We start from the raw sequence: 26,510 nt of genomic DNA, 5'->3' as shown, positions 1-26,510 counted from the left end.
ATCTTGGCGTGCAACTTCTCTACCTCGCTCTCGCTGGCAGCCTTGACCGCATCGCCGGCTCCGGAGAACGTGCTTGCCATCCCGTCAATGGCCTGACGCTTCCACGCCGCGATCATCATATGATGCACGCCATGCTTGGCTGCCAATTCCGCCAGCGTCAGATCCCCACGGATCGCCTCCAGCGCTACCTTCGCCTTGAAGTCTGCAAAATACCGCTTTCTCGTCGTCTTCATTCCCGTCCGTTCCTCACGTCGGGATTAGCTTAGCATCCTGCCCAGAAAACCGGCACCACCTCAATGTTAAGTGGCGCAATGTCGGAGGACATCCGCCGCAGCATCAGACACTATTCACCGATAGCGACCCATCGTCACCTTGATCCAGACCGGCTTGTCGATCAGGTTCAGGCCGTAATCGGTCTGGTCGCCATTCCAGATGCGGTCCATCACCCATTGGCCCTTGTCGAAATGGCCTTCCTCCACCTTGACGATCATGCCGCCCGGCGCGCTGCCTTCCTTCGGGGCGAAGTCCACGCGGACATGGTCGCCGGTGAAGAGGAATTCATTGGCGGACAGTTGCGCCACCACCATGCCGCCGGTCGGCTCGGTCGCCCAGGCGGGCAGGTCCGCCTTGGGGAACCATTCGCGCTGGCCGAACTGCCACTGACCAAAGCTGGCGGTGATCGTCCAGTCGCCCATCGTCGTGCTGAGCGGGGTGCCGTCATCGGGCTTGGCCGCGCCCCAGACCGGATGGTCGAAGGCGATCTTCGCCCAGGGGGCGGCAGCCAGGATGCGATATTTCTGGCCGAAGGCATGGAGCGTCGCATCGTCGAAGCTTTTGGCGCCCAGCGGATAGTTGAAATAATCGGTGTCATCCATGCCGAAGGGCGAGAAGCCGATCGCCCCGCGCCCCAGCGTCGCCCAGAAATAGCGGGCATATTCGCGCGCATTGCCGATTTCCGGCACCATCAGCGCATTGTCCGGCCGTGTGTAGAGATCGAGATGCTTGAACACATTGCGGCTGGCGCGATCGTAAATGTCAGGCGCGGCGATATCGATGGAGGGGGCCGCCGCCTTCCAGATATCGATGACATCGCCCTGCGGCCCGCCGCTGGACAGCGCCATCGGATCGGGCTTGGCAAAGGGATCGCCCAGCGATGCGTTCACATACATGGGCAGCGGCTTGATCGCCTTGCCCTCTGCCGCCAGCGCTTCGATATAGCGGGCGGTATACCATGTGTTGAAGGCGCGGTCGGCCTGATCGCCAAAGACGCCGGCCCATGTCTCGCCCGGCTTCTTCAACGCCTTGGTCAGCGTGGCGGGCACCTGCCCGTCGAACAGCTTTTGCGCGGCCGGGGCATAGTCGCGCGGGTTCTTGTAGCTGCCAACCTCATTTTCCGGCTGCACCATGATGACCGTATTCTGGGCATCATGATCGCGGATATAGGTCATCAGCTTCAGGAAGGCGCGCTTGTCCGCCTCCAGCGTCGCCGCGCCATGGGGAGACAGGACGCCATGATCCTTGCCATCCTTGGTCTTCATGCGCGGGAAGCGGCGATTGTCGAGCTTCACCCAGTCGGGCGTATAGGCCAGCCCCGTATTCTTCCACGCACCGAACCACAGCAGCACGATGCGCTTGTCATGCTTGCGCGCTTCTTCGAGCAGGGTCTGGACGAAGCTATAGTCGAACGTCCCCTCCTTCGGCTCCAGTTGCTCCCAGGCGATCGGCACTTCGACCGTGTTGGCGCCGATCCGGTCGAGCGTTACCCAGACCTTTTCCAGCGGCGCGGCATAGTTGCTGCTGTTGTTGACCTGTCCGCCCAGCATCAGGAAGGGCGCGCCGTCCACGATCAGGGCATGGCGGCCAGCCTTGGTTTGGATATGCGGAACGTCACTTTGCGCCAGAACGGGCGTGGCGGTCAGAAGAGTGGCGGCGAGCAGAAGCCGGGCAAGGGTCATGAAAGGGCCTTTCAGGGCTGTTCGTCGAGGGAGAAGATGCGGGTCGCTTCGGTCCATTTGGCGCCGGGCACGGCCCAGGGCAGCGGGCGCTGGACACCGTCCATCTGCGCTTCCCAGGCTTGTACTGCCGGATCGGCCGCATCCGCCGCCGCCTTGACCGCAGGATCGAAAGCGGGGCCGGTTTCCATCAGCATGACGAGGCGATTGCCGCTGCGATAGATATCCATCGCCGTCACATCGGCGTTGCGGATACTGGCGCCGATCGCCGGTGGCAGCACCCCCGATGCGTGCCACGCCTCATAATGGGCGATGGCCTCCGCATCGTCGGCCAGATCGATCAGCAGGACATGCCGCATCAATTGACCCAGCCGCCGTCGATCACATGGACCGCGCCGGTAGTGAAGGCAGCCTCGTCACTGGCGAGATAGAGGACGAGATTGGCAATCTCCTCCGCCCGGCCGAGCCGACCCATGGGCTGACGCGCGACGAAGGCGGCCTGCGCCGCTTCATAATCGCCGGTGTCATGCAGGCGCTGTTGCAGCGAGGGCGTGTCGATCGTGCCGGGGCAGATGCAGTTGCAGCGCACCCCCTGCCCCACGAAATCGGCGGCCACCGCCTTGGTCAGGCCGATGACGCCCGCCTTGCTCGCGCCATAGGCGAAGCGATTGGGGATGCCCTTCACCGAACTGGCGATCGAGGACATGTTGACGATCGACCCGGCGCCCTTTTCCACCATGGCGGGCAGGAAGGCGCGGATCGTGTGATACATGGCGGTCATGTTGAGCGAGAGGGCGAAATCCCAATCCTCTTGGCTGCATTCCAGGATAGTACCGGCATGCACCACGCCCGCGATATTGGCGAGAATGTCGACCGGGCCGACTTCCGCCGCCAACGCCCGCACCGCTGCGCCATCGGTCGCGTCGAGCGCACGCAATTCGCAGCCGTCCAAACCTTCCAGCGCATCGAAATCCCGGTCGGTCGCGATCACCCGCGCGCCCTCCGCCACGAAACGCTGTGCGCTTGCCCGGCCGATGCCGCGCGCCGCCGCCGTGATCAGCGCGACTTTGCCTTCCAGACGGCCGCTCATGCGCGGACACTCGTCGGGAGACATTCGGGGCCGATGGGATCGAAAGCCTTGTAGGTCAAAATAAACTCCTGATGGCCAAGGGATTCTGAAATGCTGCGTGTCCCCGCCGCGATGGCGAGCACCTTGTCGTATATCTCCGTGCCGACCTGTTCCAGCGTCGCTTCGCCTTCCAGGATGCGGCCGGCATTGACGTCCATGTCGGCGGCCAGACGGCGGCCGGTGTCGGGATTGGCGCAGATCTTGATGACTGGCGAAATGGCCGATCCCACCACCGATCCGCGCCCGGTGGTGAACAACGTCAGATGCGCGCCGCACGCGATCAGTTCGACGATCTCGGCATTGTCGGAGATGTTGGGGAAGCCGAAGCGCGGCTCGCCATCGGGCACGACATCCAGCAGATAGAGGCCACCCGTCGGTGGCACATCGCCCGGCTTCAATATGCCGTCGATGGTCGAGGAGCCGGATTTGGAATAAGCCCCCATCGACTTTTCCTCCTGCGTCGTCAGCCCGCCTTCCGCATTGCCCGGCGCGAAGCTGCCAAAGCCCATGATGGTGTAATAGCGCTCCGCCTTCTGCACGCACTCCTCGATCGCGACCGCCAGTTCGGGCGTGCGGGCGCGATCGGCCATGATCGTTTCGCAGCCGACCAGTTCGCCTGTCTCCTCGAAAATGCAGGCCGCGCCGTCCGCGACCAGCCGGTCGAACGCGCGCCCCACCGCCGGATTGGCGGTGATGCCGCTGGTTCCGTCCGACCCGCCGCAGATGGTGCCGACGACCAGTTCCTCGACACCCATGTCGACGCGCGGCACATCGGCGATGGCGGCGCGCACGCGCGCCACCGCCTCCAGCCCCGCCGCGATCGTCGCCGCCGTGCCACCCACCTCCTGGATCACCAGCAGTTCGGCCGGCCGCCCGCTCGCCCGCGTCATCGCCAGCAGGCGCTCGCGGTTGAAGCTCTCGCAGCCCAGCGACACGATCACCAGCCCGCCGACATTGGGATGGGTGGCGATCGCCTCCATCACCTTGGCCGCATAGGCGTTGGGATAGCAGCCGGGAAAGCCGATCAACTGGACATCGGGATCATCCGCCTTGTCCACGATCCGCCGCGCGACATGATGGGCGCATTCCACCAGATAGGCGACCGCCACGACATTGCGGATGCCCTTGCGCCCATCCTGTCTCTGCCAGGCGCGGATCATGCCCCCTGCTCCAGTGCTGTGCGGGTGTGGCTGCTGATATAGTCGCTCTTCATATTGTGCATATGGACCCATTCGCCGGTAGCGGCGTCGGCGGTCATCGATCCGATCGGCGCGCCATATTTGATGATCTTGTCCCCGGCGCACAGCGCCGTGCGGGCGACCTTGTGCCCGATAGCGATCCCTTCGCGCGCCGGGATAGTGCCCCCCGAAGATGGCAGGATATCGCCAGCCTCAATCGCGCGGACGCAGATGAGGACATTGTCATTGGGATGCAGCAGGATCAGCCGCGCATCATCCTGAAGCATCGCATTTTCTTTCAAGGAAGCGTCGAGCGCGGGCCAGAGCGCATCGGGCAGCGGGACGGCCATCCGCGCCATCGTGTCCGCCACCTGATCGGCACCGACCAGACCGGGGATGACGCTGACGACCGCCGGATGGCGCAACGGGAATTGCAGTGCCGCGACAGGCAGCGGGACATCATATTGGCCGCAGGTGTCGGACAGGCGCTGCGCCTTGCCCAATATCTCCGCGCTGGGTACGGCATAGTCGAAATGCAGCGGGCCTTTGAGGTCGCGGGCCAATATGCCGCTATTATAGGGGCCGCCGACGATCACCCGCACGCCCAATTCCGCGCAACGCGCCAGCAGCCGTTCCGCGCTGCGGTCCAGCAACGTGTAGCGGCCGGCGAGCAGGATCATGTCCAGTTCCACATGGTCGAGCAGTTCGTCGCAGATCGCGACTTCATTCACGCCGATGCCGATCGCGCCGACCGCCCCCGCATCGCGCAAATCGCGCATCGCCCGGTAGCCGCCGTTCAGAAAGGCGCGCAGATGATCGGCATGCGCCTCGCCATGCGTCACCCGACCCAGATCATGCGCCAGCAACAGGTCGATCCGGTCCCGCCCCAGCCGCGCCCGGCTGCCGTCGAAAGCGTGCAATATCGCATCATAGCCATAGTCGAACACCGGCTCGAACGGATCGGCATCGACAAAGCCATGCCGTTCGCCCTGCGCATCGGTGGGCACCAGCAGGCGCCCGACCTTGGTCGACACCACAGCCTCGCCCGCCGGATCACGCTCCGCCAGCATCGCGCCGAGCCGCCGTTCGGCGAGGCCAAAGCCATAATGCGGCGCGCTGTCATAATAGCGAATGCCCACGTCCCAGGCGGCGTCCAGCGTGGCGCGCGCCTCCGTATCACTCACCACGCGATAGAGATTGCCGATGGGCGCGGTGCCCATGCCAAGGGTCGGAAAGGGGATCATGCGGTTCCTTCCCGGCACGCGGTGCGGGCATGGAGGGCGACGACGGCGAAACAGAAAGCGGGCACCAGCATCGCCATGCGGATCGTGCCGCTGATGTCGGACAGCAGGCCCATCGCCATGGTCAGCACGGCGCCGCCGATAATGGCCATGACGATCATCGATGCCCCCGCCTTGGTCAGCGGGCCAAGGTCACGCAACGACAACGCGAAGATGGTGGGGTACATGATCGACATGAAGAAGCTGGTGGCGACCAGCGCCACAAGGCCGACAAGCCCGCCAGCGACCGCCAGCAGAGACAGGGCGATATTGATCCCGGCAAACAAAGCCATCAGCCGCGCGCCCTCGACCTTCGCCAGCAGCGCGGCGCCAACGAAACGGCCGACCATGAACAGCGCCAGCGACAGGGTCAGCAGCCAGGCCGCCTTCTGCGCGCCGATGCCCGGCATCACCTGTTCGGCATAGCGGATCAGATAGCTCCAGATGCCGACCTGCGCACCGACATAGAAAAATTGCGCGACCACCCCGGCCAGATAGCGGGGTCGACGCAGCAGCGCGCCATAGCCCGCCAGCGCCGGGCCGCCATGGGGCTCGCCCTGCGTGGCGGCGCGCGGGAAACGGGTGAAGGCCAGCGCCGCCGCCCAGCCCAGCACGACGATCGCGATGGCAAGATAGGGCAAGCGTACCGCCGCCGCCCCGGCCGCGCCTTGCTGTGGCGCGTCGGACAGGATCAGCGTCGCGCCCAGCGCCACGCCTGCGATCGACCCCAGCGGGTTGAAGGCCTGCGCCAGATTGAGCCGCTGCGCGGACCTGTCCGCCGCGCCCATCACCGCGACCATCGGATTGGCTGCCGTCTCCAGAAAGGCGAGGCCACTGGCAATCACGAACAGCGCAAAAAGAAAGAAGCCATAGCTGAGCTGGCTTGAGGCCGGCAGAAACAGCAAGGCACCGCCGCCGAACAGCAGCAGGCCCAGGATCACCGTCGCCTTGTAACCCAGCCGTTCCGCCACCAGGGCGGCGGGAATGGCGAAGCAGAAATAGCCCAGATAAAAGGCCGACTGGACCAGCCCCGACTGAAAATCCGTCAGGGAAAAGACGTGCCGAAAATGCGCGATCAGCACGTCATTCAGATTATTCGCCATGCCCCACAGGAAAAACAGCCCCGTAGTCAGGACCATCGCCGCGCGGCTGCTCCGTTCGTGGTCGCTCCGTTCGACGCTGGCTCCAGGCATGTGCATCAGGCTCTCCTCTCTTCTACCCAAGAAGGCAGACCGGCCCTTTATGGGTCCGGTCTGCCAGGGGAGGGACGCTATGAACGCCCGCACCATGCATCAATAGGTGATGCGAGCGGTAATGCTGACGCGACGGTCGTTGACCACCGAAGACTGCGGACGGCTGGCAATGCCATAATAGGTCTTGTTCTCGGTATTGGTCAGGTTCACGCCATCCACGGTCAGGCCGAAATGATCGTTGACGGTATAGGTCAGCGATGCATCCACCTGGCCACGGGCCGCGTTGAAGATCGGCAGGTTGCCGCTGCCATTGCCGCTGGTGGTTACGACATATTTGCTACGCCAGTTATAGGCGACACGCGCCGATAACGGACCCTTGTCGTAGAAACCGATCAGGTTGTAGCTGTATTTGGACAGCTGCTCCAGCGGCACGAACAACTGGTTGCCTTCATTGTCCGTCGCGCCGGGGCTGGGTGCCTTGCTGTCGACATAAGTGAAGTTGGCCTGCACGCCAAAGCCCGACCACAGACCCGGCAGGAAGTCGAAGAAGGTGTTGCCGCCGACTTCGAAGCCCTTGATCTTGCCATTGTCGCCATTCACCGGACGCGACACCTGATAGGTGTAGCTATTATCGCCGAAGGTATAGGTTTCCGGCGTGGTCACATTGGCGATGAAGCCGTCAACCTTCTTGTAGAAGGCCGCCGCATAGACCGACGATGTGCGCGAGAAATAATATTCCAGGCTGGCATCAAGCTGCTTGGCCGTCAGCGGCTTCAGATAGGGGTTGCCCGACGAAGCGGTACGCTGCGCACCGGTCGGGTTCAGCTCATAGATGATGATGTTCGGATTGAGCTGGGTGAAGTCCGGACGGCTGAGTGCTTCTGATGCCGCCAGACGCAATTGCAGCCGGTCGGTCAGGTGGAAGTTCAGGTTCAGGCTGGGCAGCGCCTTGGTATAGCTCGAATTGACACTGATCGCCTGATAATTGATCGGACCATTGGTTGGCAGGCCATTGTCGTCAGTGATCTCTTCCGAATAGCCCTGGAAGCCCGAAGTGCCGACCTTCGTCTTCACCACGCGAACGCCGATATTGCCTTCGAACGGCACGACGAAACCGTCGGACCCGAACTTGGCCAGCGCATAGGCGGTATAGGTCTTTTCGCTCTGCGTGTTGCGATCGCTGGGCTGATAGCCCACGCCTTGCAGCAGGGCAGCGGAATTGGCGGTATAGGGCGCCAGCGCCGCACGGGTCGCATCATAATCCAGCACTGTGCCGCGATCGAAGAAGACCGCGCCAGCAGGCACATTCGCAGCGCCGCGATACAGGTCACTGAAGCTATGCACTTCCAGCAGGCTCGCTGGCAGCGTGCTCAGGCCATAATAGGCGTAGGTGCTGCTGTCGGTGACGGCCGAACGATCCGTGTAGCGCGCGCCCACCTTGATCGACCGCAGGAAGCTGTCGTCGAACTTATATTCCGCGTCCAGACGACCGGCATATTCGGTGCCGACCGAATGTTCGATATGGTCGAGATAGCCTGCACCCGATGCATAATTGGCAGGGTCGGTAACCAGACCATTGCCGTTGCTGGCATCATTGTCAGGCGTGATGATCATCGTCGGCACGCCATTGCCGACTTCCTGATACAGACGCTCGGCCGTGGAGGAGAGGATCACGATCGAGCGCTGGCCGTCGGTAACACCCTTGATATACTGGAAGTCGCCCGTGAAGGACAGGCGATCGGTCGGCTTCCACTTGGCGTTGAACGAATAATCACTCGTCACCGAATGGCGCGTTTCCAGGCTGGTGTTCGAATTGATCGGCACATTGACGAAGGTACCGCTGCGGAAATTGCCGTCTTCGTCATAGGTGAAGGGCGCCGAATAATCGGGGGTGATGTCATTGTCGCCGGTATAGGCGAAGAAGCTGTAGTCACCGTAACGGAACTTATAATCCGAACGGACATATTCCGCAGTCAGTTCCAGCGTGTCGCTGGGCCGCCACTGAACGGCGGCGTCGATGCCCAAGCGGCGGCGATCGCCCAGATACTGACCGATGCCCACGCCATGCGCGAGATAGGTCGTCTGGCCGGTGCGACCAAGGCCGCTGAGAACGGCGGCGTCCGCTTCATCGCTGGGATCGAGCAGATAGAAGGGCTGGCTCGAAACCTGGTCCTGACGGAAGGAGGTCTTCTGATAGCCGACGTCGACCATGACGCCGATTTCACCGATGCCCGTGTTCCAGCGATCCGACAGCAGCAGGTTCGCCTGCGGCTGCGACTTGCCATACAGGTCATAATAGTTGTTCGACACGCTGGCCGATGCCTTGAACCCGTCAAAGTCGAACGGCTTGCGGGTGCGCAGGTTGATCAGGCCGCCAATGCCGCCTTCGATCAGGTCGGCCGACGGGTTCTTATACACGTCCACGCCGGCGAGCAGTTCGGAGGGCACATCCTCCAGGCTCAGATTGCGGCCGCCATTGGCGGTGAAGACGTCGCGGCCGTTGATTTCGGTACGGACCTGGCTGAGGCCGCGAATGGCGACGGAGGAGCCTTCGCCAAAGCTGCGCTGAATCTGGATGCCGGTGATGCGTTGCAGGGCTTCGGCGACGTTGCGGTCGGGCAGCTTGCCGATGTCTTCCGCGACGATGGAGTCGACGATCACGTCGCTGTTGCGCTTGATCGACTGCGCGCTGGACAGGCTGGCGCGGACGCCGGTGACGACGATGTCGCCATCTTCGACTGCGGCCGTGGCCTGATCAGGGGAGGTCGCATCCTGCGCATGGGCGCTGACGCCCAGCGTCAGGCTGGCGATCGAAATGCCGGCCAGCAGCACGGCGCGACGCGGCGTGTAAATCATCTTGGTCATGAAACCCTTCCTCTCCCTGGCTCCCGATCGGAGCGCTCAATCGATTCGCGGCCGCAAACTGGCCGAAATATTTCCCTTTCATGTCCTGAGCCGCGTTTGGGAGCGGTACCAAGACGCGGTCCTATTACTCCCACATTTTCGATTATGAAATATAAAAATTGATTTCACATGTGGATTACGCTTAGGAAGCGCTGTCCATGCAGTCGATTGCGACAGCCAAGGGCCCATAAATTCGGGGGAGGAAAATGACCGGGAAGACGCGCTATCAAGCCCCGGCGCTGACGAAGGGCCTGGAAATATTGGAGCTTCTCGCCGCCGCGAGTGAGCCGCTTATCATGTCTGACATATCCATCGCCCTTGGCCGGTCTGTCAGTGAAATATTCCGCATGCTGCAAGTGCTGGAAGAGCATGGCTATATCGCCCGGGCAGAAGAGGGCTATCGCCTGACCAACCGCCTCTTCGCGCTGGGCATGAGCCAGCCCCCCATTCGCGACCTGGCATCCACCGCCCTGCCGGTGATGCAGGATCTGGCGCGCAAGGCCGGCCAGAGTTGCCATCTGGGTGTCGTATCCGGCGCGGAAATGGTCGTCATCATCGCGATCGAAGCGCCGGGCCTGTCGGGCTTCGCCGTGCGCGTCGGCTATCGTCGGCCGCTTTACCGATCCAATTCGGGTCGCATCCTCCTCGCCTTCCAGTCGCCCGATGTACGGGCCGCCATGCTGGAGGATATCCGCGCAACCGGCGCTCCCTTCGATGAAGCCGAACTGATTGCCAGACTGGATGCGGCCGTGGCGACGGGCGGCGCCGTTTCGCCCAGCCCGATGCTGACCGGCATTACCGATCTGTCCGCGCCGATCCTGGTCGGCGATGTCGCCCGCGCGGCGCTGACCATGCCCTTTGTCGATGGCGCGGCCAACCGGGTGAGCATGGACGATTGCAACAGCATGTTGCGCAGCGCCGCCGCATCAATCGGCACCGCCATGTCGCCATTCATGGCGATCCCCCCGCGCCCCATGGAGAATGGACAATGACCGCCATCGACCGCCGCGCCGCGCTGATCGCCGCTGCCGGACTGGCCGCCCTGCCCAGCCTTGCCAGCGCGCAGATCATGGCCGCCGACGAGATTATCGATCTGTGGCCCGGCACCCCGCCCGGCGGCACCAACGCGCGCATCGTCCGCAAGATAGCCGATCAATCCAAAGACCCGTCCAAGCCCGATCGCTTTGTGACCGGCATCGACCGTCCCATTCTGGTCGTGCGTCGCCCTGCCCGCCCCAATGGCGCGGCGATGCTGGTGGTGCCTGGCGGCGGCTATGGCTTCCTGTCCTATGACAATGAAGGCACCCGTCAGGCCGCATGGCTCAATGCGCGCGGCATCACCGCCTTCATCCTGCTCTATCGCCTGCCCGGCGAAGGCTGGAAGCGGCGGGAGGATGTCCCGCTTCAGGATGCCCAGCGCGCCATGCGCCTGATACGCGCAAGAGCTGTCTCGCTCGGTGTCGCAAAAGACCGGATCGGCGTACTCGGCTTTTCCGCTGGCGGCCATCTGGCCGGATCGCTCGCGACGCGCCATGGCGAGCCGGTCTATGATCCCGTCGACGCCGCCGATCGCGAAACGGCCCGGCCCGATCTGGCGGCCCTGATCTATCCTGTGGTCAGTCTGGACGCCCCCTTCACCCATGGCGGGTCGCGCGACATGCTGCTGGGCGAAAGCGCCGATGCACAGGCGCGCCGCAACCGGTCGGTCGAACTGCGGGTCGATGCCGCCACGCCCCCCGTCTTCCTCGTCCATGCGAGCGACGACGGGCTGGTCCCGCCCGCCAACAGCATTGCGCTGTTTCAGGCGATGGAAGCGGCCAAGCATCCGGTCGCGCTGCACATCTTCGAGGATGGCGGCCATGGCTTCGGTACGCGCCTACCCCGCACGATGCAGGCCGCCGCATGGCCAGACCTGTTCGCGACTTTCGCTGCAAAGCACGGGCTGATCCCGGCATGAAATATATGCTGCCTGTCCTGTTTCTGCTGACGGCAGGTGCGGCGCAGGCCGTGGCCGGCGACTATCAAAGCTCGCCCGAACGGCGTACTGTGGCAGAGAAGGATTGGGGGCCATGGCTTGGCCCCTTCCGTGCCAAGCTGGTGCCCAGCCTGATGCAGGATTTCGGCGAACGTTATCTCTATGCCCCCGCCAATGCTGCCCTGCCCGCGCCGAAACCTGGCGAGCAGCGCGTAGTCTTTCTGGGCGATTCCATCACCGATCGCTGGAATCTGGCCGCCAGCTTCCCCGGCAAGCCCTATGTCAATCGCGGCATCGGCAGTCAGGTGACGGCGCAGATGCTGCTGCGCTTCCATCAGGATGTGGTGGCGCTGAAGCCCAAGGTCGTGGTGATCCTGTCCGGCATCAATGACGTGCAGGGCTTCCTGCAACAGGAAACACCCGATCAAATCGAGGCCAATTGGGAAGCGATGGCCGACATCGCCACCGCTCATCATATCAGGGTCGTGTTCGGATCGATCCTGCCGGTCAACAACTACACCGACGCGGCAAAAGATGTCGTTGCGGAACGCAAGCCTGCCGAACTGGTCGCACTCAACCAGTGGCTGCGCGCCTATTGTGCGCAGCATGGCCATGTGTTCGCGGACTATCATAGCGCGATGGTCGACCCGAACGGCCTGATGACCGCCGCCTATACGCAGGACGGCGTGCATCCGCTCGACAATGGCTATGCCGTGATGGCGCCGATCGCGCAGCAGGCGATCGACCGGGCGCTGCGACAGAAATGAAAAAGGGAGAGATAAGGATGTTTCGCCTGACGGCTGCTCTTTGCGCGCTGGCACTCGCCGGCGCCGCGCATGCGGAAACCAAGGTGCCGGGCGATCCCCATGCCGACGATCCGGTCGGCATCGTCGCCGATCCCTGCCCGGTCCACCCTAAACCGACCGATGAGGCGGGCTGGAAATTTTGGAACCTGCACATGCTGACCCGCGATTTCGGGCAGCTGTGCCGCTATGCCGCCGCCAACAAGGCGATTGAGGGGCAAAAGGTGCGGGTCGTCTTCATGGGTGATTCCATCACCGACAACTGGATCAACCTGGACCCGGCCATGTTCCAGAACGGGCTGGTCGATCGCGGCATCAGCGGCCAGACGACGCAGCAGATGCTGGTGCGCTTCCGCAATGACGTGATCGCGCTGAAGCCGCAGGCGGTCCACATCATGGCGATGACCAACGACATCGCCGGCAATACCGGCGCGGCGACGATGGAAACGGTGCTGGGCAATATCCAGACCATGGCCGACCTCGCCCGTGCGCACGGCATCAAGGTCATCATCGCCTCCGTGCCGCCCGCCGCAGCCTTCCCCTGGAGCCCCGGCATGACGCCCGCGCCGCAGGTCGCCGCGATCAACAAGTGGCTAGCCGACTATGCCCGCGCCAACGGCTTCACCTTCGTCGATTATCATAGCGCGATGGCGCAGCCCGATGGCGCGATGAAGCCGGGCCTGTCCAGCGACGGCGTCCATCCGACCAGGGAAGGCTATGCCATCATGCGCCCGCTGGCCGAAGCCGCGATCGCCCAGACTTTGGGGAAGAAGTGATGCAGGATTTCGGACGCCGATCCTTCCTGGCGGGCGCGGCTGCGCTGGGCCTCGCCAATGCCGCCCGCGCGGCCAGCCCGATGGGCACCGCCAAGGGCCCGGTGCAGGCAAGCTGGCCCTCGCTGGTCGACAATTACCGCTATCCCGACTGGTTCCGCGACGCGAAGCTGGGGATGTGGTCGCACTGGGGGCCGCAATCGGTGCCGGCGCAGGGCGACTGGTATGGCCGCTTCCTATATATGCAGGGCCACCCGATGTACGAGCACCACCTCAAGACCTACGGCCATCCGTCGGTCGCGGGGATGAAGGACATCCAGAATCTGTGGACCGCCGACAAATGGGATCCCGATGCGCTGATGGCCAAATATCAGAAGGCCGGCGCCAAATATTTCATGGCGCTGGCCTGCCATCACGACAATCTGGACTGTTACGACAGCCGCTACCATGCCTGGAACAGCCTGCGCGTCGGGCCGAAGAAGGACATCGTCGGCATCTGGGAAAAGGCGGCGCGCAAGGCCGGCCTGAAATTCGGCGTGTCGAACCATGCCGCCCATGCCTGGCACTGGTATCAGCCCGCTTATGGCTATGATCCGGTCGGCCCGCAGAAGGGCGTGCGCTACGACGCGTACCGGCTGCGCAAGGAAGACGGCAAGGGCCAATGGTGGGACGGTCTCGACCCGCGCGAACTCTATACCGGCGGCCATGCCGTGCTGCCCGACGGCATCGACACGATCGAGGCGATGGACAAGTGGCACGACGCGAATAACGGCCAGTGGATCGAGACCGGGCCGAAGGACGACCCGGCCTATGTCACCCGCTGGCTGCTGCGCCAGACCGATCTGGTCGCAAAGTACAAGCCCGACATGGTCTATATGGACGATCATGAACTGCCCTTCGGACCCGTAGGGCTGGAAGCGGCGGCGGACTATTATAACCGCTCGATCGAGTGGCACGGCAACATCGATGTGGTGCTGACCGGCAAGCAGCTCAAACCCTATGCCCGTTTCGGCATGGTGCAGGATGTGGAGCGCGGCTTCACCGACCATCTGTGGGACGAACCCTGGCAGACCGACACCTGCATCGGCGACTGGTTCTACAATGAAGCGCGCCTGCACGACAAAAGCTACAAGAGCGCCGAGGAGGTCATCCAGCGCCTCGCCGATGTCGTGTCAAAGAACGGCAACCTCATGCTCTCCATCCCGCAGCCCGGCGATGGCTCCATCGACAGCGAGACGGAGAAGGTGCTGGACGGCATGGCCGGATGGATGGTCCATGGTGGCGAAGCGATCTTCGGGTCGCGGCCCTGGCGCATTTATGGCGAAGGGCCGACCCAACTCATCGCCGGCATGCAGAATGAGGAGAAGGCCAAGCCCTTCACCGCGCAGGATATCCGCTTCACCACCAACAAGGGCGCGCTTTACGCTCTGTTCCTCGGCCGGGCGCAGGGATCTACGACTATAAGCGCACTGGCGCGCGGCCGCACGGGCGGTCAGATCGAACGGGTGACACTGCTCGGCGGTGGCCCGCTTGCCTTCCGACAGGATAGCGCGGGCCTTCATTTCACCATGCCGCATGGCGTCAATTTCGTGCCGGCCGTCCGCATCGACGGCCATGGCCTCGTTTAAGAACAGGGATTTACAGGGATGATCGCAAGAAAACTCACCGCCTTCGCGCTTGGCGCGTCCTGCCTTGCCATGGCCGCGCCCGCCTTTGCCGAACCGATGGCGCTGCTCGATCGCCATGGCAGCCGGGTCGCAGTCGAACCCTATGCGCCCAACATCGTGCGCGTGACGATCGCGGTCGACCCTGACCTTGCCTCCGCCGCGCCGGGCGAAGGGCCGAACGCGAAGGCGGATGCATCGGGCTGGACCCACCGCACCGACGCGACTGGCGACATCTTCTCCTCCTCCGCCATCAGCCTGACCATCGATGCCAAGGAATGGCCCAAGGCACCGACCCAGATGGAGCGCTATTTCGCGCCCGCCCTGCCGCCGGTCAGCCTGTCGGTGAAGGATGCCAGCGGCAATCTCCTCACCAAGATGACCGGCTGGGAAATGTCCCCCGTGACGGTCAATGGCGAAAAGACCTTCAAGGTCGGCGCCAGCTTCGATTCCCCGGCGGACGAACATTATTATGGCCTGGGCCAGAACCAGGAAGGCTATATGGATCTGCGCGGTAAGCAGATCGACTGTTCGCACAGCTATGACGCGCCGGCGGGTGAAACCGTCTGCGTGCCCTTCCTCGTCACCAACAAGGGCTATGGCATCGTCTGGGACAATCCAGCCCGCACTTTGGTCTGGCCGGGCCTGCACAGCAGCACCCGCTTCCAGAGCCAGGTCGGCGAGCGCGTTTCCTTCTTCGTCATCACCGGCAAGACCACCGACGAACTCTATGCCGGCTATGCCAAGCTGACCGGCGCAACGCCGCTGCCGCCCAAGGCCGGCTTCGGCCTGATCCAGAGCAAGGCGCGCTACGAGAGCCAGAAGGAACTGCTCGACATCGCCAATGGCTATCGTCAACGCAATCTGCCGCTCGACGTCATGGTGCTCGACTGGTTCTACTGGACCCGCATGGGCCAGCTCGACATCGACCACACCTATTATCCCGATCCCAAGGGGATGAACGACACGCTCAATGCCATGGGCATGCGATCGATCGTCAGCGTCTGGCCCCGTTTCGAGCGCGAGGGCCGCTATTTCGAATATTTGAAGGCCAAGGGCTGGTTCCTGCATGACAAGGACGGCAATCCCATCGACGGCCTGCCATCTCGCTCCGACCGGGCTGGCGCGCTGATCGACAGCACCAATCCGCAGGCGCGCGAATGGTTCTGGGGCAAGATCCGCGACAATATCGCGAGCCAGGGCTTCGACTGGTTCTGGCTGGACGAGACCGAGCCGGACCTGATCCCCGACGGCTATCAATATTCGATCGGGTCGGGCGACCGCTATCACAACCTGTTCCCGCTGGTGCACACCACCGGTGTCGCCGAAGGATCGGAGCGGGACCGCCCCAATTTCCGCAACATGATTCTGGCCCGCGCCGCCTATCTGGGGTCGCAGCGCAATGGCGGCCTGTTCTGGTCGTCGGACGTCAAGTCGACCTGGGAAGCGCTGGAGCGGCAGGTGCCCGCCGGCCTCAACTTCACCGCGTCGGGCCTGGCCTATTGGGGCAGCGACATTGGCGGCTGGCAGTGGCCGAGCGGCCCGAAGGCGGAAAATCCCATTCTGGTCGATCCCGCCGGGGCTACCGCGATGGGCGCGGATTATCCCGACTATCCCGAACTGTTCGTGCGCTGGTTCCAGTATAGCGTGTTCACGCCGACGCTGCGCATCCATGGCCAGCGCCCCGGCACGGCGCTGTGGGAATATGGCAAGGCGGCCGAGCCGATCCTGGCCGACTGGCTGCGCCTGCGCTACACGCTGATGCCCTATATCTATGCGCTGGGCCGTCACACCTATGACACTGGCGCGCCGTTCATGCGCGGCCTGTTCATGGACTTCCCGAACGATCCCAAGGTGTCGGATATCGGCGACCAATATATGTTCGGCCCCGCCTTCCTGGTCGCCCCGGTGACGAAGCAGGGCCAGACCAAGCGGTCGGTCTATCTGCCCGCCGGCACCGGCTGGTATGATTACTGGACCAACCAGAAGTTTGAGGGCGGCCAGACGATCGAGGTCGACGCCCCGATCAACCGCCTGCCCGTGTTCGTGAAGGCCGGTTCGATCGTGCCGATGGGCGTGCAGGTGAAGAGCACGGCCGAGAAGCAGGCTCTGGAAAGCATCCGCGTTTATCCGGGTGCCGATGCGCGCTTCACCCTGTATGACGATGACGGCACGACCAATGCCTATCGCAAGGGCGGCATGAAGGCCGAACTGGTCTGGGACGACAAGGCAAAGACGCTGACGAGCAAGACGAAGCTGCCCACCGGCCAGGCCATCGGCGGCCTGGTGCAGATCGTCGGTCAATAAGGAGACTAGAGACATGACGGGTATCAATCGCCGCGAACTGGGCCTGGGCCTTGGCGCCGCTGCGCTGGGTGCGGGCCTGGCCGGATCGACGGGCGTTTCCGCGCAGGCGACCGCCACCGGCGCGCCGCAGGGCAATCTCGCCTTCCCTTCCGACTTCCTCTGGGGCTGCGCGACAGCCTCCTATCAGATCGAAGGCGCGGTGAACGCGGATGGCCGGGGCCAGACCAACTGGGATGTGTTTTCGCACACCCCCGGCAAGGTCGCCAATGGCGACACCGGCGACGTCGCCTGCGACAGCTATAACCGCTATCAGGACGATATCGCGCTGCTGAAGGCGCTGGGCGTCAAGGCCTATCGCTTCTCGATCGCCTGGTCGCGCATCTTCCCCAATGGCCGGGGCAAGCCCAATGCCAAGGGGCTGGACTATTATAACCGTCTGGTCGACGGGCTGCTGGCGGCGGGCATCACACCCCATGTCACCATGTTCCATTGGGATCTGCCGCACGCGCTGCCGGGCGGCTGGCAGAATCGCGACACCAGTTATGCCTTTGCCGATTATGCCGGCTACACCGCGGGCAAGCTGGGTGATCGCGTCAATCACTTCATGACGCTCAACGAACTGCGCTGCTTCACCGACCTCAGCTACATGACCGGCGGCAAGGCGCCGGGCCTGAAACTGCCGATGAAGGAGGTGAACCAGGTGCGCCACCATGGCGTGCTGGCCCATGGTCTGGGCGTGCAGGCGATCCGCGCGGCGACCAAATCGGGCACGCAGGTCGGCATTGCCGACAATCCCAACATCTATGTCCCCGCGATCGAGACGCCCGAACATATCGAGGCGGTGAAGAAGGCCGTGCGCGAAGAAAACGCCATGTTCCTGACCGCGATCATGGAAGGCCGCTATATCGACAGCTATCTGACCGCGCAGGGCAAGGATGCGCCGGTGGTCAAGGAAGGCGACATGAAACTGATCGGCGCGCCGCTCGATTTCCTGTCGGTCAATGTCTATACCGGCAACACCGTTCGCGCCGACGAAACTGCGCCCTCGGGCTACAAAATCCTGCCCCATCCGGGTCAGGCGCCGCGCATGCCCTCCCCCTGGCTCTATGTCACGCCGGAGGTCATCTATTGGGGCATGCGCGCCATCAGTGAGAACTGGAAGCCCAAGGGCCTCTATATCTCCGAAAATGGCTGCTCGGCCGACGATACGGTCGCGGCGGACGGCAAGGTCTATGACACCGACCGCGTCATGTATCTGCGCAACTACCTCACCCACCTCCAGCGCGCCACGCGCGAGGGCATCCCGGTGAAGGGCTATTTCGTCTGGAGCCTGATGGACAATTTCGAGTGGGAGGATGGCTATACCAAGCTGTTCGGCATTCACCATGTCGACTTCAAGACCCAGAAGCGCACGCCCAAGCTCTCCGCCGACTGGTATCGCGAACTGGTGCGCACCAACAAGCTGGTGTGATCCGATGAAAGGACGGCCCGGTGATCCGGGCTGTCCCTATCGTTCGAACAGGCGATCGGCCAGCGGCTCGCGCGCCTGCCAGCCGCGTTGCTCCAGTTCCGGCGTATCGGAAGATTGCGCCGGATAGCCGATGCACAGCAAAGCGATCAGCGTCCATTCGCTCGGCACGTCGAGCATCGCCGCCAGCGCCGCCGGATCGACGATCGACACCCAACCCATGCCGATCCCTCGCGCCCGCGCCGCCAGCCACAGGCCATGGATCGCCATCACCGTCGAATAGCGCAACATTTCGGGCATGGTGGCGATGCCCAGCCCATGGCCCGCGACCGGCCGATCATCGGAAAAGACGGCGAGGATTTCCGGTGCCTCCCGCAGGCCATGCAATTTCAGCCTGCGATACTGGTCACGCTGAACCGGATCGGCATAGCGCTCCGCCGCCGCCACTATCTGCGCATCGACATGATTGGCAAGGCGCGCACGCCGCTCGCCCGATCGCACCCGCACCAGCCGCCAGGGCTGGGCATGACCGACCGAGGGCGCCAGACTGACGCTGGCCAGCACCGCCTGCATCTCCGCCTCCGGCACCGGATCGTTACGAAAATGGCGCACATCTCGCCGCCAGCGCATCAGCGCGTCGAGTTGCTTCCCGAAAGCCGCATCGAAATCCGGCGGGCCATCGGTCAAAATTCGATGCCCTTCTGCGCCTTCACCCCCGACCGGAAGGGATGCTTCACCATCACCATGTCGGTGACGAGGTCCGCCGCCTCGACCAGCGCATCGGGCGCATTTCGGCCGGTTATGATGACATGCTTCATCGGATCGCGGGCATTCACCACCGCCAGCACCTCCTCGACCGGCAGATAGTCGTAACGCAGCACGATATTCAGCTCGTCCGCCAGCACCATGGCGTAGGACGGATCGGCGATCATTCGCTTCACCTCGTCCCAGGCGGCGCGGGCATTGGCGATGTCGCGGCTGCGATCCTGCGTGTTCCAGGTAAAGCCCTCGCCCATCGGCTTGAATTCGACATGGTCGGGGAAAGCGTCAAACACCGCCTTTTCGCCGGTCGCCATCGCGCCCTTCACGAACTGGACGACGCCGACCTTCATGTCATGGCCGATGGCGCGCGCCACCATGCCCAGCGCGGCGCTCGTCTTGCCCTTGCCCTTGCCGGTATGGACGATCAGCAGCCCCTTTTCCTGGGTCTTGTTGGCCATGATCTTCGCCTGCGCCGCCTGTTTCTTGCGCATCTTTTCGGCGTGGCGGGCTTCGTCCGCTTCGCTCATCTCGCTTCCTTCCGCATCAGATAGACATCCATGATCCAGCCATGCCGCGCCCGCAGCGCCGCCCGTTCGGCGATGATGCGGGGACCGACTTCGTTAAGCGGCCCGGCGATCAGCGCCTGCTGCGCCATGCCCAGATAGGCACCCCACCAGATGGTGACGCCGGCCGGATCGACCGCCTGAAACGCCCCGCCGCCATCCAGCATCACCGCGACGCTGTCCGCCTGAACGGGCCAGCCATGATCGCGCAACTGCCGCCCCGTTGTGATGACGACCGGCTCGGCCAGCGCGTTCAGGGGGATGGCATGGGCAGCGGTCAGCGCCTGAAGGCTGCTGATCCCCGGCACCACATGGACGCGCAGGTCCATGCCCTGCCCGCGCAGCCGGTCAGCGATCCGCAATGTGCTGTCATAGAGCGACGGATCGCCCCAGACGAGCAGCGCCAGCCTGCCGCCATCGGGCAGATGCGCGGCGATCTGCGCACGCCAGCATAGCGCAATGGCATCATGCCAGTCGCTCACCGCCCCCAGATAGTCGCCCTGCGCGCGTCGGACCGGCAGGTCGAATTCGACCACATTCGTCGCGCCGGTCAGCACATCGGCACATATCTGCCGCCGCACCGCGATCAGGTCGCTTTTCTCCTCGCCCTTGCGCGGCAGCAGGATCAGGTCGGCGGCGTTCATCGCCTTGATCGCCGCCAGCGTTAGTTGCTGCGGATCGCCGGTGCCGATGCCGATCAGCGTGAGGTCGATCATCGGACGGGCGCGATCATGTGGAAGAAAGTGCCGGTTACTTGGTCGCGATGCGACCCGGTTTCGGGGACGGCCACGCCATCAGCATCCGTGACATGCGCCAGCGGGGCGTCCGGCTGGTCGATGATCGTCGAATAATGAAATTCATGCCCCCGCAAAGCCGTACCGGCCGCCATCCCCGCGACCGGGGCCAGCAGCGCCGCATGCCGATAGCCCAGATGCATCCGCCGCTGCGCGTAGCTGGTGACGAGGCCGAGCAGCCCGGCCATCGCATGTCTCTCGCCCGCCTTGTCGATCAGTGCTTCCCCCAGCACCATATAGCCGCCGCACTCGCCATGCACCGGCCGGCTTTGCGCATGACGACACAGCCCGGCGAGGAAATGCGATGCCGCCGCGATCCGCCCGGCATGGAGTTCGGGATAGCCACCGGGCAGCCAGACCAGATCGGCATCGGCCGCAGGGGCTTCATCGGCCAATGGCGAGAAGGGCAGTATCTCCGCCCCGGCCCGCTGCCAGCCTTCCAGCAGATGCGGGTAGGTGAAGGAAAAGGCCTCGTCCCGCGCCAGCGCGATACGCTGGGCGGGCGGCAACGGCAGGCCATCGCCCTGCCCCAGCGCCCTGCCCTGCGCCGCCTGCCGGATAGCCTCCAGATCGGCATGGGCGCGAAGGAAGGCCGCATAATCGGCGATGGCGCGATCCAGATCGGGATGCTCGACCGCCTGCACCAACCCCAGATGCCGCTCCGGCAGCGTCAGGTCGCCACGCCGGGGCAGCGCGCCCAGCACCCTGATCCCCGCTGCCTCCATGCCCCTTCGCGCCAGCCGCTCATGGCGCGGACTGGCGACCCGGTTCAGGATCACCCCGGCAAAGGGCAGGTCGGGATCGAAACTGGCAAAGCCCAGCGCAGTGGCGGCGGCGGACTGCGCCTGGCCCGACACATCGATCACCAGCACCACCGGCCAGCCCATGCGTTTGGCGATGTCGGCGCTGGCGCCATGGCCGGTCCCGCCGATGCTGGCAACGCCATCATAGAGCCCCATCGATCCTTCGGCGATGACGATGTCTGCGCCTGCCGCCTCTCCCGCGATGGCATCGATCAGGCCGGGCGCCATCGCCCAGCTATCAAGGTTGAAGGACGCCCGGCCACAGGCGGCACGGTGGAAGGCCGGATCGATATAGTCCGGGCCGCTCTTGTAGGGCTGGACGGTCAGGCCATCTTCGGACAGCGCCCGAAGCAGCCCCAGCATCACCGTGGTCTTGCCAGTGCCCGAAGCAGGCGCGGCGATCATCAGGCCGGGGACGCTCATTCGTTGGACTCCGCAAAGCGCGAATCCGCCGATTGCGGGCGGAAACGGCGGTCATAATCGGGGGCGTAGAGGCTGCTTTCGCCGAAGTCGGGCGATCCCAGCACCTGCCCGACGAGGATCAGGGCGGTGCGCTCCATGCTGCCCGCGACGGCCGCTTCGATGGTGGAAAGCGTGGCACGGACGATGCGCTGGTCGGGCCAGCTTGCGCGCCACACCACCGCCACCGGGCAGTCCGCGCCATGATGCGGGATCAAATCCGCCACCGTCTGCGCCAGATTATGGATCGACAGATGAATGGCGAGCGTCGCGCCGGTCGCACCAAAGGCGGCAAGGCTTTCGGCCGGTGGCATGGCGCTGGCGCGTCCAGGCGTGCGGGTCAACACCAGCGACTGTGCGAGGCCCGGCAGGGTCAGCTCCGCCTCCAGCGCTGCGGCGGCAGCGGCAAAGGACGGTACGCCGGGCGTCACGTCGAAAGGGATGTTTAGCGCCCGCAAGCGCCGCAACTGCTCGCCCATCGCCGACCAGATCGACAGGTCGCCTGAATGGAGCCGCGCCACATCATGGCCATCTTCATGGGCGGCGGCCATTTCGGCGATGATATCGTCCAGCGAGAGCGATGCCGTGTTCACGATCCGCGCGCCAGGCGGGCAATGGTCGAGCAGAGCCGCCGGCACCAGCGACCCGGCATAGAGGCAGACCGGCGAGGCCGTGATCAGATCGCGCCCACGCAGGGTCAGCAGGTCGGGCGCGCCGGGGCCAGCGCCGATGAAATGAATGGTCATAGGGTTGGTCCTTGAGCGATGGCACAGGTCGCCATGCGATCGGATGAGATGCTGCGATGGACGATCAGCCGCGCACCAGAACCGACGGCGGCCAGCGCAGCGGCTTCGCTGACGCTACCTACCCCACGTTCCGCCAGACTGGGGACAAACCGGCTCGGGGTTTCAATGGCGGTCAGCGCGCCGGGGCCAACACCGATGACAGGCAGACCCAAATCCTGTGCCAAAGCCTCCAGCAACGGCAGCTTGTCCTGCGGCGCGGCCAGATGGGTGATCGACAGTCGGCCATCCCGCGCGCCCTCCAGCGCCAGATGCAGCGACTCCACCGTCGCTCCGGTGCGAAAACCGAAACCGGCGACGATCATAGCGTAACGCTCCATTGCACCAGCGGATAACTGGCCCGCCAGCCCCGCCGCGACCCGATCGGCGCAACTTCGGCCAGATCGATCCGCAGCAGATGGCCGCCCTTCTCCGCCTGCCAGCGCACCAGCAGAGCTTCGGACTCTAGCGTCACGGCATTGGCCACCAGCCGCCGCCCGGCGGGCAACCGCGCCCAGAGCGTTTCAAGCAGCGCCTGCGACAGCCCGCCACCGATGAACACAGCGTCCGGCACGCCTTCGGGCAGTCGTTCCGGCGCACGGCCGGTCAGGATCGCGATCCGGTCGACGCCCAGCGCATCGGCATTGGCCCTGATCCGCGTGGCACGCACCGGATCATACTCCACGGCGACCGCCCGATTGGCGGGATGGGCGAGCAGCCATTCGATGCCGATCGATCCCGACCCCGCGCCAATATCCCACAGCAATTCGCCCGGCCGGGGCGCGAGCGCCGACAGGGTCAGCGCCCGCGCCGGACGCTTGCTGATCTGGCCATCATGGTCGAACCAGTCGTCGCTGATCCCCGATGCGCAGGGCAGCACCCGCCCTTCGCCCGCAGTATCGATGCCGATGGCAACGGGGTGCACGATATCCTCAGGGATAGGCGCATCGGCGCGAACCACCCGCACCCGTTCACGCGGGCCGCCCAGTGCCTCAAGGATATGCAAGGGCGTTGCGCCAAAGCCATGATCGCACAGATAGCCAGCCACCTCGCCCACCGCCGCACCATCGCGCAGCAACGCCACGATCCGCTGGCCCGGCGCCAGATACGGCCGCAACCGAGTCACCGGCGCGGCATGAAGCGCCACGCACGCCATGTCCTGCACCGCCCAGCCCAGCCTCGCCGCCCCCAAGGCAAAGGTCGAGGGTGCGGGATGCGCCACCCACTCGTGCGGTGCCAGATGCCGGGTCAGGCTGCTCCCCGCGCCGAACCAGAAGGGATCGCCCGATGCCAGCACCACCACGCGCCGACCCCGCTGCGCCAACAGCAGCGCTATGCCATCGGCAAAGGGGACTGGCCATTCGACCGCCTGCCCCTTATGCTCGCCCAGCAGCGCCAGATGCCGGGCCGGTCCCATGACCAGTTTCGCCGCCTCGATCGCCGCGCGGGCCGGTGATGCCAGCCCGTCCCATCCATCCTCGCCCACGCCGACGATCGTCAGCCATGGCTCTTCCGGACCCTCAACCATACGCAACATCCTGATTTTGGGCGGAACGACTGAGGCAAGCGCGCTCGCCCGCTTGCTGGCCGAACGCGGCGAGCAGGCGACGCTCAGCTATGCCGGTCGGGTCGACAATCCCCGGCCGCAGCCGGTGCCGGTGCGCGTCGGCGGCTTTGGCGGCGCGGAAGGACTGGCCGCCTATCTGCGCCAGCAAGGCATCACCCATCTGGTCGACGCCACTCATCCCTTCGCCGCCATGATGAGCGGCAATGCCGTCATGGCGGCACGACAGACCGGCATCCCGCTCATCGCCCTGACGCGGCCCGCGTGGCGCGCGGAAGAGGGCGATCACTGGACCCATGTGCCCGACATCGCCGCCGCGATCGCCGCGCTGGATGGCCCCACCCGGCGCATCATGCTGGCGCTCGGCCGGATGCACGCCGATGCCTTCGCCGCCCAGCCGCAGCATTTCTATCTGCTGCGCTTCGTCGATGCGCCGATTGTGCCGCCGATCCTGCCCAACCATCATCTGCTGATCGATCGCGGCCCCTTCGATGCCGATGGCGACATGCGATTGATGCAGGATCATGGCATCGACCTGATCCTCTGCAAAAATGCCGGGGGCAGCGGCGCACAGGCGAAACTGATCGCCGCCCGGCACCTTGGCCTGCCTGTGATGATGATCGACCGACCGGCCCTGGCCGACCGGCTGGAGGTCCATGATCCGCGTGCCGTGCTGCACTGGCTGGATCATGCCACCGACCGAGGCGTGTAGAGGATCGGCGCACCCGCCCGCGGGATGAGCCGCGTCTGGCTCGACCCGATGATGACCATGGTACGCATGTCCGCCATCTCCGGCTTCGCCTGTGACAGGGGCACGATGGTCAGCACCTCCTCCGGCGTAGAAACGGCGCGGGCGAACAGGATCGGCCGATCGTCGCCACAGGTTTCGCGCAACAAATCAAGCGTGCGGACAAACCCCTCCGGCCGCGCCTTCGACCGGGGATTATACAAGGCAATGGCAAAGTCCGCCTCGACCGCCAGCCGCAACCGCCGTTCGATCAAATCCCAAGGCTTCAGATTATCCGACAGGTTGATCGCGCAAAAATCATGGCCCAGCGGCGCGCCCGCCCTCGCACTGGCCGCCAGCATCGCGGTAATGCCGGGCAGCACCCTTATGTCGATGTCCCGCCATGCCTCCGGCCCCGCCTCCAGCGCTTCGAACACCGCCGCCGCCATGGCGAAGACGCCCGGATCGCCGGACGACACCACCACCACGCGCCGCCCCGCCGCCGCCATCGCCAGCGCATGGGCCGCCCGCTCCCCCTCCACCCGATTGTCGGTGGGGTGCAGGGTCAGCCCCTCGCGCGGCGCGACCCGCGCGACATAGGGAATATAGCCGACAATGTCGGTCGCTTGCGCCAGCGCCGCTATGACTTCGGGCGTCACCAGCGCCTCGCTGCCCGGCCCCAGCCCGGCAACCATCAGCCAGCCGCTCATGGCCGCCGCCCCTGTCCATGGATCAGCAGGATCGAGAAATAGGGGGTAACGCTGTCCGCCTCCAGCAAAGGCGTCACTTTCTGCTCCGGCATGGCGGCATGTTCGACCAGCCAGGCCTCCGCCTCCCGCCCGGCCGCCGCCACCGCGCGGCGCAGCTTGGGCAGGTTGCGGCCGATCTTCATCACCACCAGCGCATCGGTATCGCTTATGCGACGAACCAGATCCTCCTCCGGCAGGGTCGCCATCAGGACTGTCAGCACATCATCGCCCCAGGTGATCGGCGCGCCGCTGGCGGTCCAGGCCCCCGCCATGCCGCTGATCCCCGGCACGATCCGCACCGGAACCACGCCCGTCAGGCGGCTGTGCAGATGCATGAAGGAGCCATAGAAAAAGGGATCGCCTTCGCACAGCACGACGACATCCTCGCCCGCCTGCGCCAGCGCGGCCAGCCGGTCGGTGCAGTCGGCGTAAAAGGCAGACAGGCTTTCATTATAGCGCGGGTCGCTCAGCGGAATTTCCGTCGTCACCGGATATTCCATCGCAATCTCGATCGCGTCAGGGCGCAGCATCCCCTCAACGATGCGGCGCGCCTGACCGGGTCGACCCGCCTTGCGAAAATAGGCGATGTGGCGCGCGCCACGCACCAGCCGGTCGGTGCGCACGCTCATCAGATCCTGCGCGCCGGGGCCAAGGCCCACGCCATGGATGGTGCCGGGCATA

The 26,510-nt window shown here is 64.6% G+C and carries 25 protein-coding genes; 8 read left to right on the top strand and 17 right to left on the bottom strand.

The features are described from left to right. From BMY84_RS21715 to BMY84_RS21680, 8 genes are all read right to left on the bottom strand, one after another. Positions 1-233 (bottom strand): transposase (locus BMY84_RS21715; RefSeq protein WP_143075127.1); only part of this gene is annotated, 233 nt, incomplete at its 3' end. 114 nt (positions 234-347) lie between these two features. Beyond that, positions 348-1,955, bottom strand: coding sequence for a DUF5597 domain-containing protein (locus BMY84_RS21710; RefSeq protein ID WP_093086518.1), 1,608 nt, complete (start codon positions 1,953-1,955; stop codon positions 348-350). Positions 1,956-1,966: 11 nt separating this feature from the next. Beyond that, positions 1,967-2,311, bottom strand: coding sequence for an L-rhamnose mutarotase (locus tag BMY84_RS21705; protein WP_093086516.1), 345 nt, complete (start codon positions 2,309-2,311; stop codon positions 1,967-1,969). Next, positions 2,311-3,066: an SDR family oxidoreductase gene (locus tag BMY84_RS21700; RefSeq protein WP_093086515.1), complete on the bottom strand. Its 756-nt coding sequence runs from the start codon at positions 3,064-3,066 to the stop codon at positions 2,311-2,313. The genes BMY84_RS21705 and BMY84_RS21700 overlap by 1 nt, the downstream gene beginning before the upstream one ends. Next, positions 3,039-4,241 (bottom strand): UxaA family hydrolase, encoded by a 1,203-nt coding sequence (locus BMY84_RS21695; protein WP_093086513.1) that lies wholly within the window; start codon positions 4,239-4,241, stop codon positions 3,039-3,041. Before BMY84_RS21695 ends, BMY84_RS21700 begins: the two co-directional genes overlap by 28 nt. Continuing rightward, on the bottom strand, positions 4,238-5,503 hold the full coding sequence (locus BMY84_RS21690; protein WP_177204118.1) for an aldo/keto reductase: 1,266 nt from the start codon (positions 5,501-5,503) through the stop codon (positions 4,238-4,240). The genes BMY84_RS21695 and BMY84_RS21690 overlap by 4 nt, the downstream gene beginning before the upstream one ends. Next, positions 5,500-6,732 (bottom strand): L-fucose:H+ symporter permease, encoded by a 1,233-nt coding sequence (gene fucP / locus BMY84_RS21685; RefSeq protein ID WP_256215352.1) that lies wholly within the window; start codon positions 6,730-6,732, stop codon positions 5,500-5,502. Before fucP ends, BMY84_RS21690 begins: the two co-directional genes overlap by 4 nt. Positions 6,733-6,831: 99 nt before the next feature. After that, positions 6,832-9,597 (bottom strand): TonB-dependent receptor, encoded by a 2,766-nt coding sequence (locus BMY84_RS21680; RefSeq protein WP_093086512.1) that lies wholly within the window; start codon positions 9,595-9,597, stop codon positions 6,832-6,834. A gap of 245 nt (positions 9,598-9,842) precedes the next feature. Between BMY84_RS21680 and BMY84_RS21675 the strand changes: the two genes are divergently transcribed. The 7 genes from BMY84_RS21675 to BMY84_RS21645 are packed head-to-tail and all read left to right on the top strand — an operon-like array spanning position 9,843 to position 18,629. Next, positions 9,843-10,628, top strand: coding sequence for an IclR family transcriptional regulator (locus BMY84_RS21675; protein WP_093086510.1), 786 nt, complete (start codon positions 9,843-9,845; stop codon positions 10,626-10,628). After that, the gene (locus tag BMY84_RS21670) at positions 10,625-11,593 is read left to right on the top strand and encodes an alpha/beta hydrolase (protein WP_093086508.1); all 969 of its coding nucleotides are present in this window, start codon (positions 10,625-10,627) and stop codon (positions 11,591-11,593) included. The genes BMY84_RS21675 and BMY84_RS21670 overlap by 4 nt, the downstream gene beginning before the upstream one ends. After that, positions 11,590-12,378: a GDSL-type esterase/lipase family protein gene (locus BMY84_RS21665; RefSeq protein WP_093086507.1), complete on the top strand. Its 789-nt coding sequence runs from the start codon at positions 11,590-11,592 to the stop codon at positions 12,376-12,378. Before BMY84_RS21670 ends, BMY84_RS21665 begins: the two co-directional genes overlap by 4 nt. A 17-nt stretch (positions 12,379-12,395) precedes the next feature. Further along, positions 12,396-13,190 carry an SGNH/GDSL hydrolase family protein gene (locus BMY84_RS21660; RefSeq protein WP_093086505.1) on the top strand — a complete coding sequence of 265 codons (795 nt, stop codon included), beginning with the start codon at positions 12,396-12,398 and terminating at the stop codon, positions 13,188-13,190. Beyond that, entirely contained in the window at positions 13,190-14,815 is a 1,626-nt protein-coding gene (locus tag BMY84_RS21655; RefSeq protein WP_093086503.1) for an alpha-L-fucosidase, read from the top strand. The genes BMY84_RS21660 and BMY84_RS21655 overlap by 1 nt, the downstream gene beginning before the upstream one ends. A gap of 18 nt (positions 14,816-14,833) precedes the next feature. Then, positions 14,834-17,158, top strand: coding sequence for a glycoside hydrolase family 31 protein (locus BMY84_RS21650; RefSeq protein ID WP_093086502.1), 2,325 nt, complete (start codon positions 14,834-14,836; stop codon positions 17,156-17,158). A 13-nt stretch (positions 17,159-17,171) separates the two neighbouring features. Then, positions 17,172-18,629 (top strand): GH1 family beta-glucosidase, encoded by a 1,458-nt coding sequence (locus tag BMY84_RS21645; protein WP_093086500.1) that lies wholly within the window; start codon positions 17,172-17,174, stop codon positions 18,627-18,629. A gap of 36 nt (positions 18,630-18,665) precedes the next feature. Here the strand turns inward: BMY84_RS21645 and bluB are convergent, their stop codons facing one another. Genes bluB through cbiE form a run of 7 tightly spaced genes read right to left on the bottom strand, consistent with a single transcriptional unit; the run spans position 18,666 to position 24,317 of the window. Continuing rightward, entirely contained in the window at positions 18,666-19,313 is a 648-nt protein-coding gene (gene bluB / locus BMY84_RS21640; RefSeq protein WP_093086498.1) for a 5,6-dimethylbenzimidazole synthase, read from the bottom strand. Further along, positions 19,310-19,915, bottom strand: a complete 606-nt coding sequence (cobO, locus tag BMY84_RS21635; RefSeq protein WP_093086497.1) for a cob(I)yrinic acid a,c-diamide adenosyltransferase — start codon at positions 19,913-19,915, stop codon at positions 19,310-19,312. The genes bluB and cobO overlap by 4 nt, the downstream gene beginning before the upstream one ends. Continuing rightward, on the bottom strand, positions 19,912-20,667 hold the full coding sequence (gene cobF / locus BMY84_RS21630; protein WP_093086495.1) for a precorrin-6A synthase (deacetylating): 756 nt from the start codon (positions 20,665-20,667) through the stop codon (positions 19,912-19,914). Before cobF ends, cobO begins: the two co-directional genes overlap by 4 nt. Then, positions 20,664-21,971, bottom strand: a complete 1,308-nt coding sequence (locus BMY84_RS21625; protein ID WP_093086493.1) for a cobyrinate a,c-diamide synthase — start codon at positions 21,969-21,971, stop codon at positions 20,664-20,666. Before BMY84_RS21625 ends, cobF begins: the two co-directional genes overlap by 4 nt. Then, a complete protein-coding gene (gene cobM, locus BMY84_RS21620) occupies positions 21,968-22,753 on the bottom strand; it encodes a precorrin-4 C(11)-methyltransferase (protein WP_093086492.1) in 786 nt (261 codons plus the stop codon). The genes BMY84_RS21625 and cobM overlap by 4 nt, the downstream gene beginning before the upstream one ends. Further along, positions 22,750-23,115 (bottom strand): cobalamin biosynthesis protein, encoded by a 366-nt coding sequence (locus BMY84_RS21615; RefSeq protein WP_093086490.1) that lies wholly within the window; start codon positions 23,113-23,115, stop codon positions 22,750-22,752. Before BMY84_RS21615 ends, cobM begins: the two co-directional genes overlap by 4 nt. Next, positions 23,112-24,317 (bottom strand): precorrin-6y C5,15-methyltransferase (decarboxylating) subunit CbiE, encoded by a 1,206-nt coding sequence (cbiE, locus tag BMY84_RS21610; RefSeq protein ID WP_093086489.1) that lies wholly within the window; start codon positions 24,315-24,317, stop codon positions 23,112-23,114. Before cbiE ends, BMY84_RS21615 begins: the two co-directional genes overlap by 4 nt. Between cbiE and BMY84_RS21605 the strand changes: the two genes are divergently transcribed. Further along, positions 24,316-25,065 (top strand): cobalt-precorrin-6A reductase, encoded by a 750-nt coding sequence (locus BMY84_RS21605; RefSeq protein ID WP_093086531.1) that lies wholly within the window; start codon positions 24,316-24,318, stop codon positions 25,063-25,065. The two genes, cbiE and BMY84_RS21605, sit on opposite strands and share 2 nt — an antisense overlap. Here the strand turns inward: BMY84_RS21605 and cobJ are convergent. Together cobJ and cobI are read right to left on the bottom strand one after the other, a co-directional pair. Continuing rightward, positions 25,041-25,790: a precorrin-3B C(17)-methyltransferase gene (gene cobJ, locus BMY84_RS21600; protein WP_093086487.1), complete on the bottom strand. Its 750-nt coding sequence runs from the start codon at positions 25,788-25,790 to the stop codon at positions 25,041-25,043. The genes BMY84_RS21605 and cobJ overlap by 25 nt on opposite strands. Continuing rightward, positions 25,787-26,509: a precorrin-2 C(20)-methyltransferase gene (gene cobI, locus BMY84_RS21595; RefSeq protein WP_093086486.1), complete on the bottom strand. Its 723-nt coding sequence runs from the start codon at positions 26,507-26,509 to the stop codon at positions 25,787-25,789. Before cobI ends, cobJ begins: the two co-directional genes overlap by 4 nt. Position 26,510: the final 1 nt, after the last annotated feature.

Source organism: Sphingobium sp. AP50, from assembly GCF_900109095.1.
GTDB lineage: Bacteria > Pseudomonadota > Alphaproteobacteria > Sphingomonadales > Sphingomonadaceae > Sphingobium.
Note: the sequence above shows the minus strand (reverse complement) of the source record. Positions and strands in the feature narration are given on the sequence as shown.

Coding starts and splice junctions, on each gene's coding strand:
- BMY84_RS21690 (WP_177204118.1), bottom strand. CDS start 5,503: ATGATCCCCTTTCCGACCCTTGGCATGGGCACCGCGCCCATCGGCAAT.
- fucP (WP_256215352.1), bottom strand. CDS start 6,732: ATGCCTGGAGCCAGCGTCGAACGGAGCGACCACGAACGGAGCAGCCGC.
- cobO (WP_093086497.1), bottom strand. CDS start 19,915: ATGAGCGAAGCGGACGAAGCCCGCCACGCCGAAAAGATGCGCAAGAAA.
- BMY84_RS21645 (WP_093086500.1), top strand. CDS start 17,172: ATGACGGGTATCAATCGCCGCGAACTGGGCCTGGGCCTTGGCGCCGCT.
- BMY84_RS21615 (WP_093086490.1), bottom strand. CDS start 23,115: ATGATCGTCGCCGGTTTCGGTTTTCGCACCGGAGCGACGGTGGAGTCG.
- cobJ (WP_093086487.1), bottom strand. CDS start 25,790: ATGAGCGGCTGGCTGATGGTTGCCGGGCTGGGGCCGGGCAGCGAGGCG.
- cobM (WP_093086492.1), bottom strand. CDS start 22,753: ATGACCATTCATTTCATCGGCGCTGGCCCCGGCGCGCCCGACCTGCTG.
- BMY84_RS21625 (WP_093086493.1), bottom strand. CDS start 21,971: ATGAGCGTCCCCGGCCTGATGATCGCCGCGCCTGCTTCGGGCACTGGC.
- BMY84_RS21670 (WP_093086508.1), top strand. CDS start 10,625: ATGACCGCCATCGACCGCCGCGCCGCGCTGATCGCCGCTGCCGGACTG.
- BMY84_RS21710 (WP_093086518.1), bottom strand. CDS start 1,955: ATGACCCTTGCCCGGCTTCTGCTCGCCGCCACTCTTCTGACCGCCACG.
- BMY84_RS21680 (WP_093086512.1), bottom strand. CDS start 9,597: ATGACCAAGATGATTTACACGCCGCGTCGCGCCGTGCTGCTGGCCGGC.
- cobI (WP_093086486.1), bottom strand. CDS start 26,509: ATGCCCGGCACCATCCATGGCGTGGGCCTTGGCCCCGGCGCGCAGGAT.
- cbiE (WP_093086489.1), bottom strand. CDS start 24,317: ATGGTTGAGGGTCCGGAAGAGCCATGGCTGACGATCGTCGGCGTGGGC.
- BMY84_RS21675 (WP_093086510.1), top strand. CDS start 9,843: ATGACCGGGAAGACGCGCTATCAAGCCCCGGCGCTGACGAAGGGCCTG.
- BMY84_RS21655 (WP_093086503.1), top strand. CDS start 13,190: ATGCAGGATTTCGGACGCCGATCCTTCCTGGCGGGCGCGGCTGCGCTG.
- BMY84_RS21705 (WP_093086516.1), bottom strand. CDS start 2,311: ATGCGGCATGTCCTGCTGATCGATCTGGCCGACGATGCGGAGGCCATC.
- BMY84_RS21665 (WP_093086507.1), top strand. CDS start 11,590: ATGAAATATATGCTGCCTGTCCTGTTTCTGCTGACGGCAGGTGCGGCG.
- BMY84_RS21660 (WP_093086505.1), top strand. CDS start 12,396: ATGTTTCGCCTGACGGCTGCTCTTTGCGCGCTGGCACTCGCCGGCGCC.
- cobF (WP_093086495.1), bottom strand. CDS start 20,667: ATGATCGACCTCACGCTGATCGGCATCGGCACCGGCGATCCGCAGCAA.
- BMY84_RS21700 (WP_093086515.1), bottom strand. CDS start 3,066: ATGTCTCCCGACGAGTGTCCGCGCATGAGCGGCCGTCTGGAAGGCAAA.
- BMY84_RS21695 (WP_093086513.1), bottom strand. CDS start 4,241: ATGATCCGCGCCTGGCAGAGACAGGATGGGCGCAAGGGCATCCGCAAT.
- BMY84_RS21650 (WP_093086502.1), top strand. CDS start 14,834: ATGATCGCAAGAAAACTCACCGCCTTCGCGCTTGGCGCGTCCTGCCTT.